The organism is Neptunomonas concharum (genome assembly GCF_008630635.1).
Lineage (GTDB): Bacteria > Pseudomonadota > Gammaproteobacteria > Pseudomonadales > Balneatricaceae > Neptunomonas > Neptunomonas concharum.
This window is the reverse complement of sequence record NZ_CP043869.1, coordinates 2,782,307-2,796,067: the sequence shown is the minus strand read 5'-3', so window position 1 is coordinate 2,796,067 and position 13,761 is coordinate 2,782,307. Positions and strand designations below refer to the sequence as shown.

At 47.0% G+C, this 13,761-nt stretch carries 14 protein-coding genes; 3 read left to right on the top strand and 11 right to left on the bottom strand.

Annotated elements, in window-relative coordinates:
* Positions 1-6 precede the first annotated feature (6 nt).
* From F0U83_RS13215 to aroQ, 10 genes are all read right to left on the bottom strand, one after another.
* Positions 7-1,425: a L,D-transpeptidase Cds6 family protein gene (locus F0U83_RS13215; RefSeq protein WP_138986760.1), complete on the bottom strand. Its 1,419-nt coding sequence runs from the start codon at positions 1,423-1,425 to the stop codon at positions 7-9.
* A gap of 186 nt (positions 1,426-1,611) precedes the next feature.
* Positions 1,612-2,895, bottom strand: coding sequence for a phosphoribosylamine--glycine ligase (purD, locus tag F0U83_RS13210; protein ID WP_138986761.1), 1,284 nt, complete (start codon positions 2,893-2,895; stop codon positions 1,612-1,614).
* A gap of 54 nt (positions 2,896-2,949) precedes the next feature.
* Positions 2,950-4,536, bottom strand: coding sequence for a bifunctional phosphoribosylaminoimidazolecarboxamide formyltransferase/IMP cyclohydrolase (purH, locus tag F0U83_RS13205; protein WP_138986762.1), 1,587 nt, complete (start codon positions 4,534-4,536; stop codon positions 2,950-2,952).
* Positions 4,537-4,568: 32 nt separating this feature from the next.
* Entirely contained in the window at positions 4,569-4,838 is a 270-nt protein-coding gene (gene fis, locus F0U83_RS13200) for a DNA-binding transcriptional regulator Fis (protein ID WP_138986763.1), read from the bottom strand.
* A gap of 44 nt (positions 4,839-4,882) precedes the next feature.
* A complete protein-coding gene (gene dusB / locus F0U83_RS13195) occupies positions 4,883-5,863 on the bottom strand; it encodes a tRNA dihydrouridine synthase DusB (protein ID WP_138986764.1) in 981 nt (326 codons plus the stop codon).
* A 122-nt stretch (positions 5,864-5,985) separates the two neighbouring features.
* On the bottom strand, positions 5,986-6,861 hold the full coding sequence (locus tag F0U83_RS13190) for a DUF3426 domain-containing protein (protein WP_138986765.1): 876 nt from the start codon (positions 6,859-6,861) through the stop codon (positions 5,986-5,988).
* Positions 6,858-7,751, bottom strand: a complete 894-nt coding sequence (gene prmA / locus F0U83_RS13185; protein ID WP_138986766.1) for a 50S ribosomal protein L11 methyltransferase — start codon at positions 7,749-7,751, stop codon at positions 6,858-6,860. The genes F0U83_RS13190 and prmA overlap by 4 nt, the downstream gene beginning before the upstream one ends.
* 106 nt (positions 7,752-7,857) lie before the next feature.
* Positions 7,858-9,198 (bottom strand): acetyl-CoA carboxylase biotin carboxylase subunit, encoded by a 1,341-nt coding sequence (gene accC, locus F0U83_RS13180; RefSeq protein ID WP_138986767.1) that lies wholly within the window; start codon positions 9,196-9,198, stop codon positions 7,858-7,860.
* A gap of 32 nt (positions 9,199-9,230) precedes the next feature.
* The gene (gene accB / locus F0U83_RS13175) at positions 9,231-9,677 is read right to left on the bottom strand and encodes an acetyl-CoA carboxylase biotin carboxyl carrier protein (protein ID WP_138986768.1); all 447 of its coding nucleotides are present in this window, start codon (positions 9,675-9,677) and stop codon (positions 9,231-9,233) included.
* A 57-nt stretch (positions 9,678-9,734) separates the two neighbouring features.
* Entirely contained in the window at positions 9,735-10,178 is a 444-nt protein-coding gene (aroQ, locus tag F0U83_RS13170) for a type II 3-dehydroquinate dehydratase (RefSeq protein ID WP_138986769.1), read from the bottom strand.
* Positions 10,179-10,480: 302 nt separating this feature from the next.
* On the opposite strand from aroQ, the gene F0U83_RS13165 reads away from it, so the two are divergent.
* Both F0U83_RS13165 and F0U83_RS13160 read left to right on the top strand, forming a co-directional pair.
* On the top strand, positions 10,481-11,509 hold the full coding sequence (locus F0U83_RS13165) for a DUF2333 family protein (protein WP_138986770.1): 1,029 nt from the start codon (positions 10,481-10,483) through the stop codon (positions 11,507-11,509).
* A gap of 15 nt (positions 11,510-11,524) precedes the next feature.
* Positions 11,525-12,289 carry a ParA family protein gene (locus tag F0U83_RS13160; protein ID WP_138986771.1) on the top strand — a complete coding sequence of 255 codons (765 nt, stop codon included), beginning with the start codon at positions 11,525-11,527 and terminating at the stop codon, positions 12,287-12,289.
* A gap of 61 nt (positions 12,290-12,350) precedes the next feature.
* Here the strand turns inward: F0U83_RS13160 and F0U83_RS13155 are convergent, their stop codons facing one another.
* Positions 12,351-12,911: a hypoxanthine-guanine phosphoribosyltransferase gene (locus F0U83_RS13155; protein WP_138986772.1), complete on the bottom strand. Its 561-nt coding sequence runs from the start codon at positions 12,909-12,911 to the stop codon at positions 12,351-12,353.
* Between the two features lie 204 nt (positions 12,912-13,115).
* Between F0U83_RS13155 and upp the strand changes: the two genes are divergently transcribed.
* Entirely contained in the window at positions 13,116-13,742 is a 627-nt protein-coding gene (gene upp, locus F0U83_RS13150) for a uracil phosphoribosyltransferase (RefSeq protein WP_138986773.1), read from the top strand.
* Positions 13,743-13,761 lie beyond the last annotated feature (19 nt).

Genomic DNA, 13,761 nt, shown 5'->3' with positions numbered 1-13,761 from the left:
GCCTTTTTATAGAGAGCGCTCTTCAGTGATGCGCCACTGATTGTTGATACGTGTTAGCGTTAGCTGCTTGTTTGTAACATCACTATAAGTGTTTGATTTATAAATTTGTTTAAAAGAAACGTTGGCTGTTGTCTTATTGATAATACGTGTGCGCAAATCTTCAATTTTAACTTCGATGAACGTTGGTTTCGTTAAGCGCTGTTTACGTTGCTTTGCCCACGTTGAATGAGATAGACCATTGGATGGGCGGAAATCGTTGCTGTAGGCATTGAGGTAGCCTTCTGTATTTTGGCTACTCCAAGCACTTGCCCAGCTATCGACGTGTTTAACGGCCTCTTTAACCAAAATATGCTCCGGCACTGTTGGTGCAGGCTCTTTTTGTACTGGCGCTTTTGATACTGCAGGTGGTTGAGGTGTTGCAACCACTTGAGGCGCCTCTTTATCCTCAGGCTCGCTTTTGCTCGCTATGATAATGGGTTGGCTTTGTACAACTTCAGGTTCGATCACAGCCGGTGTAGGGGTAGGTTTACTAACCGTGGTGACGGCGCTGGTCACTGTTTTTGGAGCCGATTCTTTCACTTTATTTGAGTCGGCCAATACCAGTGTGCTTGATGTGGTATCTAATGCAGCGGGCTGGTAATTAATTTGTGGAAGATTGTTATCGGATGTTCGGCGTAACATTACCAATTTTGGTGCGTTAGCATTTTGTTCGTTGAGATCCAGTGCGCGCGTGTACGCCTGAGAGGCAACCGTGGCGTAAAGTTCACGTAGGTTTTGGTGAACCTGAGCATAGGTTGGATTGGTACTGAATGCCTGTAATAACGTTTCAATAGCTCGGCCATAATCGTTTTGGCCTGCATAAAGTACCGCTAGGTTGTTGTATGCTTCGGGGGAGGCAGGATAGCGGGCGATGGTGTTTTTAAGTAGAGCCTCAGCTTCTTTATCTTGTCCCATATTGCTCAATACGAGACTCTTGGTAAGTAAACCTTCCAATGCGTCAGGGCGAGATGCCATGTAACTATTAACTGCAGACATCGCACCACGATGGTTACCTTGGTTCGACATTGCCTCAATGCGCATAAGTTCTGGGTCAGTAGCAGCCGGGTTACGCACAGCAAGCCCTGAAGGGGGTGATGACTTTACTGTCGTACTAGGGGCTGATGTGCCTTCAGATTGCTCTTGCTGCAGCCATGCTTTGATTTCAGCTAGTTTGCTCTGCATCCAAGCTTCATCGGTCGAAGCTAAAGCGCGAGCGTCAATCAGCTCCTTATCTGGCTTTTGTGCATTTTCGTCACAAGTATAGTCGGTAGCAGAACCACCATTGCGACAATATTCAGAGTTATTATTGCCGTTGCTTTCGGCATTGCATCCCGTTGTTATCGTGGCGGCGAGAAATAGTGCAAGAGGGGTACGTTTAATATCCATGAATTGTCAACTTAGTCCGCTAAAGAGGTTGTAGCTTACTGCATTTCTTCACTATGAAAAATACAAATTCGAGCAATTATAACCTGAGCAAAGTCTGGTTGCGTAGGGTAGAACGCTATCCCTTAACTCGTGGTTAATTAATAAGTAATAATAAAGCCACCCTAAGGTGGCTTTATTAAAGGAAGATCAGACTTTCTCTCGAGCGATGGCGCGATAAGCGATATCGTTTCGATAATAAGCATCTTTCCAAGTCGTTTGTTCAACCAGCGTGTAAGCACGTTGTTGAGCTTCGGTGACCGTATTGCCAAGTGCTGTCACACACAGCACGCGACCACCTGCGGTTACCACTTGGCCTTGCTCTTCTTTTGTGCCTGCATGGAAAATCTTAGTGCCTTCCGGTGCTATGGCAGGGAAGGATATGACATCCCCTTTACGGTAATCACCTGGATAGCCGCCAGCAGCCATAACCACGCCCACCGCGCAGCGTGAATCCCACTCGGCTGTTGTTGTGTCCAGCTTGCCAGCTAAGGCCGCTTCACATAGCGCAACAATGCTTGTTTTCAGGCGAAGCATAATCGGTTGAGTTTCAGGGTCACCAAAGCGACAGTTGTATTCGATCACTTTTGGTGTGCCATCGGCCATAATCATAAGGCCTGCGTATAAAAAGCCTGTGTAGTCATTACCTTCGGCTTTCATTCCTTTCACCGTAGGCATGATCACTTCATCCATAATGCGCTGGTGGATATCAGGTGTAACAACCGGAGCAGGAGAGTATGCACCCATACCGCCAGTATTCAGACCGGTATCACCATTGCCTACGCGCTTATGGTCTTGGCTGGTGGCCATGCTAAGCACGTTGTTACCGTCGACCATCACAATAAATGAGGCTTCTTCACCATCGAGGAATTCCTCAACCACGACTCGGCTGCCTGCTTCACCAAAGGCGTTGCCTGCGAGCATATCGCGAATGGCATCTTCAGCTTCTTCTAGGGTCATTGCTACGATAACCCCTTTGCCTGCTGCTAAGCCGTCAGCTTTGACGACGATCGGAGCGCCTTTTTCACGTACGTAAGCGAGTGCAGGCTCAATTTCAGTGAAGTTTTGATAATCAGCGGAAGGTATGTTGTGGCGCGCTAAAAAGTCTTTAGTAAACGCTTTTGAGCCTTCTAGCTGAGCAGCACCCGCCGTTGGGCCAAAGATCGGAAGGCCTGCTGCTCTGAATTTGTCGACAATACCCGCAACCAAAGGCGCTTCCGGACCTACGATGGTCAGGTCAATAGCATTTTCTTTGGCAAAATCTATCAGGTTATCGATGTCTAAGACGTCAATCGCAACATTGCTCATACCCGGTTCTAATGCGGTAGCTGCGTTACCTGGTGCGACAAATACTTCGCTAACACGAGGGTCGTTAGTGGCTGACCAAGCTAATGCGTGTTCACGACCGCCTGAGCCTATAATGAGAATTTTCATATCATTTACTCTTTCCTAGGTAGGGGCCGAAGAAAGACCCCACACCGGTTAAACTTAGTGGCGGAAATGACGCATGCCGGTAAAGACCATTGCCATGCCGTGTTCGTTCGCTGCGTCTATCACTTCTTGATCACGCATTGAGCCACCGGGCTGAATGACTGCACTGATGCCTGCCGCTGCTGCAGAGTCTATACCGTCCCTGAAGGGGAAGAAGGCGTCAGAGGCCATCACAGAGCCGCGAACTTCTAAGCCTTCATCAGCCGCTTTAATACCCGCGATCTTGGCACTATACACGCGGCTCATTTGACCTGCGCCAATGCCAATAGTTTGCCCATTTTTGGCATAAACAATTGCGTTAGATTTTACAAACTTAGCGACTTCCCAGCAGAATAGAAGATCCCGAATTTCTTGTTCCGATGGGACTTTCTCAGTCACAACCTTTAGCTCAGCTGCGTTAACCATGCCAAGATCCCGATCCTGTACAAGCAAGCCACCATTGACGCGCTTATAATCAAAACCACGAACGCGATTAGCATCCCACTCGCCACATGCCAGTAAACGCACATTAGGTTTAGCAGCGACGATATCAGAGGCTTCTTGGGTAACGGAAGGAGCGATGATGACTTCAACAAACTGGCGTTCTACGATGGCTTGTGCAGTTTTGCCATCAAGTTCACGGTTGAAGGCGATTATGCCACCAAACGCAGAGGTAGGGTCTGTCTGAAAGGCTAAATTATAGGCCTCCAAGATGTCGTTACCTATCGCTACACCGCAAGGGTTGGCGTGCTTAACAATAACGCACGCAGGTTCACGGAAAGGTTTAACGCATTCAAGCGCCGCATCGGTATCAGCTACATTGTTAAAGGACAGAGCTTTTCCTTGTAATTGACGAGCCGTTGCAACAGAGGCTTCCGAAGGGTTAGCTTCTACGTAGAAAGCTGCGCGTTGGTGGGGATTCTCACCGTAACGCATATCTTGCGCTTTAACGAACTGCGTGTTGAAGGTTCGCGGAAAGTCTGCAGCTTCTTCCTCGTCATCACTCTCGACGATCGCGCCTAAGTAATTAGCAATCATGCCATCGTAAGCGGCTGTATGTTCAAAGGCTTGAACGGCTAAGTCAAAACGTGTTTTGTGGCAAAGTCCCTGATGGCTGGCAAGCTCTGCAAGTACAACAGGATAGCTGGAAGCATTGACAACAATGGCCACATCTTTGTGATTTTTAGCGGCTGAACGCACCATGGTTGGGCCACCAATATCGATATTTTCGATCGCCATAGGCAGGTCACAATCAGGGCGAGCAATGGTCTGTTCAAAAGGATACAGATTTACAACAACCATATCGATCGGTTGGATGCCATGTTCATTCATGATTGCATCATCTTGGCCACGGCGTCCCAGAATGCCGCCATGAACTTTTGGGTGCAAAGTTTTAACGCGCCCATCCATCATTTCAGGAAAGCCTGTGTAGTCAGACACTTCTACTGCAGGGATACCGTTTTCACACAGTAGTTTGTAAGTGCCGCCTGTGGATAGGATTTCAGTTCCCTGAGTGCTCAGTTCTTTTGCAAACTCAACGATGCCGGTTTTATCTGAGACACTGATAAGTGCTCGACGGATGGGTGTGTAATTTTGCTCAGCCATATTTATGCCACTATCGTTTTAAAAATGAAAATTTACAGTAAGCCGTATTGCTTCAGTTTTTTTCGCAGGGTACCGCGATTTAGTCCCAACAATTCGGAAGCTTTGGTCTGATTGTCTTTGGTATATGCCATCACTGTTTCGAAGAGAGGGGCTTCGATCTCCGACAGAACCATTTGGTACACATCAGTGACAGGTTGCCCATCCAACTGTTTGAAATAGTGGTTCAGAGAGCTCTGTACACTATCCCGTAGCGTTTGATGCTGCGTCTCTTCGTGTGATGTTCTGATAAAAGAGGTTGACATGTTTTCTTTAATATCCACAGTACTTATATACCCGTTGACTTGAATCAGGCAGCAGAGGAGCGAACCTGTTCGAAATAGTGTTCAATCGCTGCAACCTGTTCGACTGCTGATTCTAATTGGTTAAAATGAGCGCGGAACGATACGCCTTTTGGCTGATGATGCAAGTACCAGCCAACATGTTTTCGCGCAATTCGTACGCCCATAAAGTCGCCATAAAAGCGATGTAGCGCTGCAACATGGTGCAGCAGTGTATCTTTGACCTCTTTGCTTGAAGGCTTTTTAAGTAGCTTTCCATGGCGTAAATAGTGATCTATCTCTCTAAAGATCCAAGGATTCCCTTGAGCTGGCCGGCCTATCATGACAGCGTCTGCTCCGGTGAATTGCAAAACCTCTGCCGCCTTATGGGGCGAAGAGATGTCACCGTTTGCAAATAACGGAATATCAATAGCTTCTCTGACTTTGGCAATCGTTTGGTATTCGGCGTCGCCTCGATATCCGCAGGATCGAGTTCTTCCATGGATTGTTAAAGCCCGTATACCTGCATCTTCTGCCATCCTTGCGATTGTTTCTGCATTTCTGTTTTCAGGAGACCATCCTGTGCGAATTTTGAGTGTCACTGGCACATCAACAGCATCCACCACCGCTGTCAAAATGGAGCGCACCAAAGGCTCGTCTTTCATTAATGCAGATCCTGCCGCTTTGTTGCAGACTTTCTTAGCAGGACATCCCATGTTGATATCAATGATTTGAGCGCCGCGTTCCACATTCATACGCGCAGCCTCTGCCATCATATCCGGATCTCCACCGGCAATTTGTACAGAGCGTGGTTCTGCTTCCCCTGCATGATTGAGCCGATAGCTTGATTTTCGGCTTTTCCACAGTCGAGTATCGGAAGTCACCATCTCTGAAACCACCAAGCCGGCGCCTAAACGCCGACAAAGCTGTCGGAAAGGTTGGTCCGTTACACCTGCCATTGGGGCAAGTATCACCTGACTATCGATTTCATAGGGACCAATCTGGAACATTGCAAACCTTAGCTTCAGCAAGTGAACCATCCATCGCTTCAACGATAGATGAGAGAGTGTTCAAAGGAAGCGCGTAATGATACCCCTTAGCGCTTGTTGCTCCAACCTGTTTTGATGATTTTTTAACCGCTTTTTGGGGTTGCTGGAAGCAGTATAACCTGATAGCTGACGGCTCTTCGGCCGGGTGTCATCATGTCTAACTGTATCTGGATTGGTTGTGATACGGGCATCAGTGCTTGTGGGAAAAGCGTTGGGTCTATGTATTGCTTTGGGGATAATGTCCGTTGTGCTACAGGTCTGCCTTTTATGTCTGAAAAGACCAGCCTGAGTGTTGGGAAAGGTTGGCGAAAGCTTGCTGTATTTTCTAGGAGTAAGGAGATACGAATCGCATCCAAAAACTCTTCGTGAGGTTGAATGATCATCTGCTGATTCGTAATGAGATCCAAGCGACTGTTGTGAGGAAGCGCTTTATTCTGCAGTTCATAGACTGTGGCGTAGACCGGGCGAAGAAGGCTACTTTGTTGCCATTTATCTTGTTTGAACCAAAACAGCTGTACTACCAAAAGCACAGTAAAAAAGCCCACAGCTATCATGTAAAGCCAGTTTGCGGGTTGGCTTTTTTTTGTCGGGCTAAGGGACTCAGAATTTAGTTCTACAGGAGTCTCTGTAATACGTAAGGTTTGTGTAATGGCGCCCTCTTCAATATGGGAGGGAATTAATACCTGATCAACATCATTCTCAGGTGTTGAGTTTTGGGGTGAGCCATTTGAGGTCGGCTGCTCGGGATTGATAGGAGAGATCAGTGGCTCACTAACCTCAGCTTGCAAAGGTGGTTCCGGTTGGACGTTGTTTTCAGCGACAGCGTGCTTGGCTGCGTTAAAAACATTCAGACATGAGCCGCAACGGACGAGACCGTCAGCAATTTTTAACTGTCCATCAGTAACAACAAAAACAGTATTGCACGCAGGACAGCTTGTTTTTAGCTGCCCGTTGCTCATTTTTTAATGCCTGTTACCCGGATCCATTCCTCTTTCTCGGCAACCGGATCTAAATCAAACCAAGGGCTGTAAGCTTCGATAATTTCATCAGCTTGTTGGGTGAGTAGGCCTGATAATGCAAGCCGTCCTCCTGAGCGAATACGACCGGCGAGTTGAGGCGCTAAAGCAACCAATGGACCCGCGAGTATATTGGCAACGAGTAGATCGCTCTCCTCCTGTGGGGCATTTTCGGGAAGATAAACGTCCATTTTGCTGTTGGGTAACTGGTTTCTCTGTTGGTTATCTCGTGTTGCTTGTAAAGCTTGCGGGTCAATATCAACAGCAATGACATGTTTTGCACCCAACAGCAGAGCGGCAATGCCGAGTATTCCTGAACCGCAGCCGTAGTCTGTGACGGTGCAATCGGTCAGTGCCTGGCCGTCAAGCCATTCAAGACAGAGCGCCGTTGTTGGGTGAGTGCCGGTTCCAAAAGCGAGACCTGGATCCAGCATTAAATTAACAGCATTCGGATCAGGAACATCCCGCCAGCTTGGGCAGATCCATAAGCGTTGTCCAAATCTCATAGGGTGGTAATTGGCCATCCACTCGCGTTCCCAGTCCTTATCTTCGAGTATTTCGGCTTTAAAGGGAGGAAACGGCGTGTTGTCAAAGAGTTGCTGGTGCGCTTGTTTTATAAACGCTTCGGTTTCACTAATATCATGCTCTGCAGCAAACAGGCCTGTGATCGTTGTATGCTGCCAAAGAGGGGTCGTACCAAGATCTGGTTCAAAAATGGGTTGGTCGGCACCGTCTTCAAAGGTTACAACGGCGCAACCTGCTGCTAGCAGAATATCTTCAAACTGCTCGGAAGTATCGGGTTTGATATCCATTTTAATTTGTAACCAAGGCATTTTTTCTGGCGTCCTGACGATCTGGGATGGGTAGTATAGCGTGTAAATCACTGCTTCTGAAAACAAAAAAGCCCGCGATGCGGGCTTAGGGTATAAGTAAGGAGGCTTACAGTCCTAGTTTTTTCTCTAGGTAGTGGATGTTTACGCCCCCTTTACCGAAATGAGAATCTCTCATGATTTCCTGATGAAGCGGTATGTTGGTGCGAATGCCTTCAACCAGCATCTCGTCTAATGCATTTCGCATGCGAATAAGAGCTGTCTCACGATCTTCACCGTAGGTAATTAACTTAGCTACCAAAGAATCGTAATGAGGTGGTACGGTATAGCCATCATAGAGATGAGAGTCAACTCGCACACCGTTGCCGCCGGGAACGTGGAAGTGTCCTACCCGACCAGGACTTGGCAAGAAGGTTTTAGGGTCTTCTGCGTTGATTCTGCATTCAAACGCATGGCCGCGAGCCACGATATCTCCTTGCTTATAAGATAATGGCAAGCCTGAGGCGATACGCAATTGCTCTTTTACGATATCAACGCCCGTAATCATTTCTGTGACGGGGTGCTCTACCTGAACACGTGTGTTCATCTCGATAAAGTAGAAGTGACCATCTTCGTAGAGGAATTCGAAAGTTCCGGCGCCGCGGTAATTGATCTCAATACAGGCATCAACACAGGACTGCAGTACTTTCTTACGTGCTTCCTCATCAATGCCTGGAGCGGGTGCTTCTTCCACAACTTTTTGGTGACGGCGTTGCATCGAGCAGTCACGATCATAGAGGTGGATGGCATTGCCCTGACCATCGGCGATCACCTGAACTTCTACATGGCGAGGATTCTCTAAGTACTTCTCCATGTAAACGGTGGAATCGCCAAAGGCTGCACCTGCCTCGGATTGTGTAATATGGACGGAGTTCAAGAGAGCCGCTTCTGAGTGAACCACTCGCATTCCTCGTCCACCACCACCGGCAGCTGCTTTGATAATGACCGGATAGCCAATTTTCTTAGCGATTGCATGAATCTTATCGCCATCTTCAGGAAGTGGGCCGTCTGAACCGGGAACCGTCGGGACACCGGCTTTTTTCATCGCTTCAATCGCGGAAACTTTATCGCCCATCAAACGGATAACATCCGCTGTTGGTCCGATAAAGGTAAATCCTGAGCGTTCTACCTGTTCGGCAAAGCCTGCATTCTCAGCTAAGAAGCCATAACCGGGATGAATTCCGGTCGCGTCTGTTACTTCGGCAGCGCTGATAATGGCAGGGATATTTAAGTAACTCAGAGCAGAAGAAGCTGGGCCGATACATACAGCCTGATCTGCTAAACGTACATGCATAAGGTCACGGTCGGCTTGAGAGTGGATGGCAACCGTTTTAATGCCGAGTTCTTTACATGCTCTTAGAATTCGAAGAGCAATTTCGCCTCGGTTTGCAATAACTACTTTTTCCAGCATCTGGGTATTTCCTTTCGCTGACTTTCGGGCGATTAAACGATAGTAACCAGTGGCTGATCGTATTCGACAGGTTGGCCGTCTTCTACGAGAATGGCTTCGATAACGCCTGCTTTATCGGCTTCAATCTGGTTCATCATCTTCATGGCTTCAACGATACAGATCACATCACCCACTTTAACTGTCTGTCCAACCTCAATAAAAACCGGAGAGCTTGGGGAAGGGGAGCGATAAAAGGTACCCACCATCGGTGACAACACCACATGACCATTGTGTTTGGCTTCTTCTGGTTGGCTAGCGACCGGTGCAACTGCAGCAGGAGGAGCGACAGGTGCTGGTGCGGCTACAGGCATAGGGTACGGTGCCTGAATTGATGAGCCACGGCTGATGCGTACTGACTCTTCGCCTTCTTTAATCTCAATTTCGTTAATATTGGATTCTTCCAGAAGTTCAATCAGCTTTTTAACTTTGCGGATGTCCATTCTAATCTCTTTCTCTCAATAGAGGCGCGTATATACAGCGCAATTATCTGTTCGGGTTCAGGATTGTTCTGTCATCTTGATTGCAGAACTCAATGCATATCGATAGCCATCACTACCTAAGCCGCAAATGACGCCTTTAGCGATATCTGACAAGTAGGAATGGTGGCGGAAAGGCTCGCGAGCGTGCACATTAGATAAATGAACTTCAATAAAGGGAATGTTTACCCCTAGTAATGCATCCCTTATAGCAACACTGGTATGTGTATATGCCGCGGGGTTGATAATAATGAAGTCAATATTCTCTTTTTGTGCCTGATGAATCCGTTCAATTAATGCAAACTCTGCATTGCTCTGAAAATACTCAAGGTCGTGCCCAGCTGATATTGCCTCTTGTTGTAACTCTTGCTCGATATCCTGTAGGGTCGTTGCACCGTAAACATCAGGCTCACGAGTGCCTAGCAGGTTTAAGTTAGGGCCATTTAAGAGGAGAAATCTGGACATTCCAAGATGCCTTATTCACAGTGAGTTTGGTAGTGACAGTAAACTTGGGCAATAGTTTGCATTAAACATCGCAAACTGTCTACATGTAGGTTATTTATTTGCAGGATAGCCGCTTTTTTGCCGACGTTCGTTACTATATTCACAGCATTCTGCCCTGTGGTAGATGCTTGATTAAGTAGTTGTTCACTTTTATTTGCTAGAAGTCTGTTACCCCTACGCCGTATTGATTCTGGCCGGTAAATGGGTGATAGTGCGGTGCAGCACAAGCATTTATATGCAATGATGAAAAACGAGGGAAAATTTTGGATAAGTTGCAGCAGATCTGGTTTAGTTTCTGGGACTCACTCACTGCAGGAATTGGAGGAAGTCGGATTTTGAAAAGTTTTCTGGCTTTGGTTGTTGTGTATCTATTAATTGCAGGTGGCGTGGGTATTTACTGGAGTATTGAGCCTGATCCCTTTGAGGTGAGATCTACCGATGTTTCTGGTAAACCGGTTGTGGGTGTCGCAACGACAGGTGCGTTGGTACGAGTGACGGAAACATTATTAGAGAAGTCAGGCGGTTATTTGAGTAATGATCGAACTCCTCCCGGCGTCTGGTTGGATAATATGCCTAACTGGGAGTTTGGTGTATTGGTTCAAGCTAGGGACATGGCGAGAGCTATGCGTAAGGATTTCAGTCGCTCTCAGTCTCAATCAACGGAAGATCCTGATTTGGCTAAGGCTGAGCCTATGCTGCATTTCAATAATAACAGCTGGCTGTTTCCATCATCTGAAGGCGAGTATAGAAAAGCCCTTAAGGGGTTGAATAGCTATTACCTGCGTTTGCAGGACCCGTCTCAGCCTGATGCTCAGTTTTATGCTCGGGCGGATAATCTGAACAATTGGTTGGCAGATGTCAGTACGCGGTTGGGTAGTTTGTCCCAGCGCTTGAGTGCTAGCGTGGGGCAGAAGCGCCTAAATACTGACTTGGCTGGTGAGGCTGATGCAGGGCAATCAACTGCTTCTCTGAATGATATGGAAATTAAAACCTCATTTTTTGAGATTGATGATGTCTTTTATGAGGCAAGAGGAACGGCTTGGGCACTCATCCATCTACTAAAAGGTATCGAGCAAGATTTTGGTCCTGCATTGGATAAGAAAAATGCTCGAGTCAGCTTGTTGCAAATTATCCGAGAACTGGAAGCAACGCAGGGCACTATCTGGAGCCCTATGATTTTGAATGGAACGGAGTTCGGCTTTTTGGCAAATCATTCTTTGGTGATGGCTTCTTATATTTCCCGGGCCAACGCTGCCATTATCGATCTTCGTGAGCTATTGTCTCAGGGATAAGTGGAGTAATAACAGATGAGACGTGTCGTATTCAATCAGAAAGGCGGTGTGGGTAAGTCCAGTATCACCGCTAATCTTGCGGCTATCAGCGCCGCACAGGGTCTTAAAACGTTGGTTATTGATCTGGATCCTCAATGTAACTCAACCCAATACCTATATGGCCCCGGGAGTGAGAAACTCGATCAGGACATAAAGGCTTTTTTTGAGCAAACATTGACGTTTCAGCTCAAGCCTCAAGGTCCTGAGGCGTTTATCCATCAAACGCCTTACGAGAACCTTTTTTTACTGCCTGCGAACCCTGATGTTGCTGATTTACAAGCGAAATTGGAAACCAAGCATAAAATTTATAAGTTGAAAGAAGCGATTGAGCGTCTGGATGATTTTGATGCAATCTATATTGATACTCCGCCAGCGTTCAACTTCTTTACTTTGTCGGCGTTAGTCGCGGCGGAGCGCTGTTTGATACCGTTTGATTGTGATGAGTTTGCCCGCCATGCGCTTTATTCGTTGTTAGACAACGTTAATGAAACCCGGATGGATCATAACGAAGCTTTGCAGGTAGAAGGGATTGTGGTGAACCAATACCAGCCGCGTGCTTCGTTGCCCAAAAAGATGGTTGAAGAACTGCTGGCCGAAGAGCTACCTGTCCTTAATGCGAAGATATCTGCTTCAGTTAAGATGCGTGAATCGCATAATGAATCTAAACCTCTGATTCATCTAGCCCCTAAGCATAAGCTGACCCTCGAATTTGTGGAGCTGTTTAAAGAGCTTCACCCCTGATTTTCATTCTATTTACTGAGTAAAATGGCCGAACTTATCGGCCATTTTTTTAAGCACACTATTATTTGCCCTTGACTGCAAAAATGCCGGGCGCATTGCGCCAATAGCCGTGGTAATCCATTCCGTATCCAAAAATGTAGCGATCTTCTACATCTAAACCCACAAAATCTGCTTTTAAATCTTCGCTGGCTTTACGGTCATGCAGCTTATTTACTAGAACAGCGGTTTGAACGCTGGAAGCTCCTTTTTGGTGGCAGAAACTGATGATTTCAGCCAGCGTGTGGCCTTCATCAAGAATGTCGTCGACAATCAGAACTGGGCGGCCAGAAAAGTCGATCATCGGGGCTACTTTCCACTCCAGATCATGGCCTGATGTGGTATTCCGGTAGCGGGTAGCGTGCATGTAACCTGCTTCCAACGGGAAGTTAAGTTTAGTGAGAAGCTTCCCTCCAATGACCAAGCCGCCATTCATAATAGTAAAGATAACTGGGTCCGACTCGGCCAATGCGGCGGAGATGTCTGCTGCCATTTTATTGATGGCGGCTTCGACTTCGGACTCGCTATATAGCAAGTCAGCTTCAATATAGATTTTTTTTATATGATCGATATCAGTTTGGGACATAAATTAATCGCTTGATTGTGCTCATCTGTGAGCCTGAATAAGAAAACGCTGAAGATTGTGTAGAAACGATACTGTATCAGGGCAGAAAAGGGCAAGTTATTGATAACAAATCATGACATCAGAGTCAGGTTTCGCTACTCTTTCGACCTATGGATTATGAATTGAGTGCGTGTCGGGAAAGGCATCAAAGATTAGGAATAAAGCATGAGCGTACAAGAGATTAAACACCCACTGGTAAGGCATAAGCTGGGTTTGATGCGGTCGTCATCGAAAAGCACACGAGGGTTTCGGCAGTTGGCTGCAGAAGTTGGCGCTCTACTTACGTACGAAGCCACCAAAGACCTTGAACTTGAAACTTATGAGGTTGAGGGGTGGTGTGGCCCGATTCAGGCAGAACAGATCAAGGGGAAAAAGTTTACGGTAGTGCCCATTTTACGCGCTGGTATTGGGATGTTGGATGGCGTACTGGATTTGGTGCCGAGCGCAAAAATCAGCGTGGTTGGCCTATACCGTGATGAAGAGACTCTAGAGCCAGTTCCTTATTTTGAGAAGCTGGCACATGACATTGAGGAGCGCATGGCGCTGATTGTTGACCCTATGCTTGCGACGGGTGGCTCTATGATAGCCACTATCGATATGCTGAAAAAAGCAGGCTGTACTAGCATTCGTGCCTTGGTCTTGGTTGCTGCTCCTGAGGGTATCGCGAAGGTGGTCGCTGCCCACCCGGATGTGGATATTTTCACTGCATCTATCGATAGTCATCTGAACGAAGATGGTTACATCATTCCAGGTTTGGGTGATGCTGGCGATAAAATCTTTGGTACAAAATAGTGCATAATCATTCATAAGG

Bases quoted from the DNA above. Each gene is read 5' to 3' on its own strand.
- purD (WP_138986761.1), bottom strand. From the start codon at position 2,895: ATGAAAATTCTCATTATAGGCTCAGGCGGTCGTGAACACGCATTAGCT.
- F0U83_RS13155 (WP_138986772.1), bottom strand. From the start codon at position 12,911: ATGTCCCAAACTGATATCGATCATATAAAAAAAATCTATATTGAAGCT.
- purH (WP_138986762.1), bottom strand. From the start codon at position 4,536: ATGGCTGAGCAAAATTACACACCCATCCGTCGAGCACTTATCAGTGTC.
- prmA (WP_138986766.1), bottom strand. From the start codon at position 7,751: ATGCCTTGGTTACAAATTAAAATGGATATCAAACCCGATACTTCCGAG.
- fis (WP_138986763.1), bottom strand. From the start codon at position 4,838: ATGTCAACCTCTTTTATCAGAACATCACACGAAGAGACGCAGCATCAA.
- aroQ (WP_138986769.1), bottom strand. From the start codon at position 10,178: ATGTCCAGATTTCTCCTCTTAAATGGCCCTAACTTAAACCTGCTAGGC.
- dusB (WP_138986764.1), bottom strand. From the start codon at position 5,863: ATGTTCCAGATTGGTCCCTATGAAATCGATAGTCAGGTGATACTTGCC.
- F0U83_RS13215 (WP_138986760.1), bottom strand. From the start codon at position 1,425: ATGGATATTAAACGTACCCCTCTTGCACTATTTCTCGCCGCCACGATA.
- accB (WP_138986768.1), bottom strand. From the start codon at position 9,677: ATGGACATCCGCAAAGTTAAAAAGCTGATTGAACTTCTGGAAGAATCC.
- F0U83_RS13160 (WP_138986771.1), top strand. From the start codon at position 11,525: ATGAGACGTGTCGTATTCAATCAGAAAGGCGGTGTGGGTAAGTCCAGT.
- F0U83_RS13190 (WP_138986765.1), bottom strand. From the start codon at position 6,861: ATGAGCAACGGGCAGCTAAAAACAAGCTGTCCTGCGTGCAATACTGTT.
- upp (WP_138986773.1), top strand. From the start codon at position 13,116: ATGAGCGTACAAGAGATTAAACACCCACTGGTAAGGCATAAGCTGGGT.
- accC (WP_138986767.1), bottom strand. From the start codon at position 9,198: ATGCTGGAAAAAGTAGTTATTGCAAACCGAGGCGAAATTGCTCTTCGA.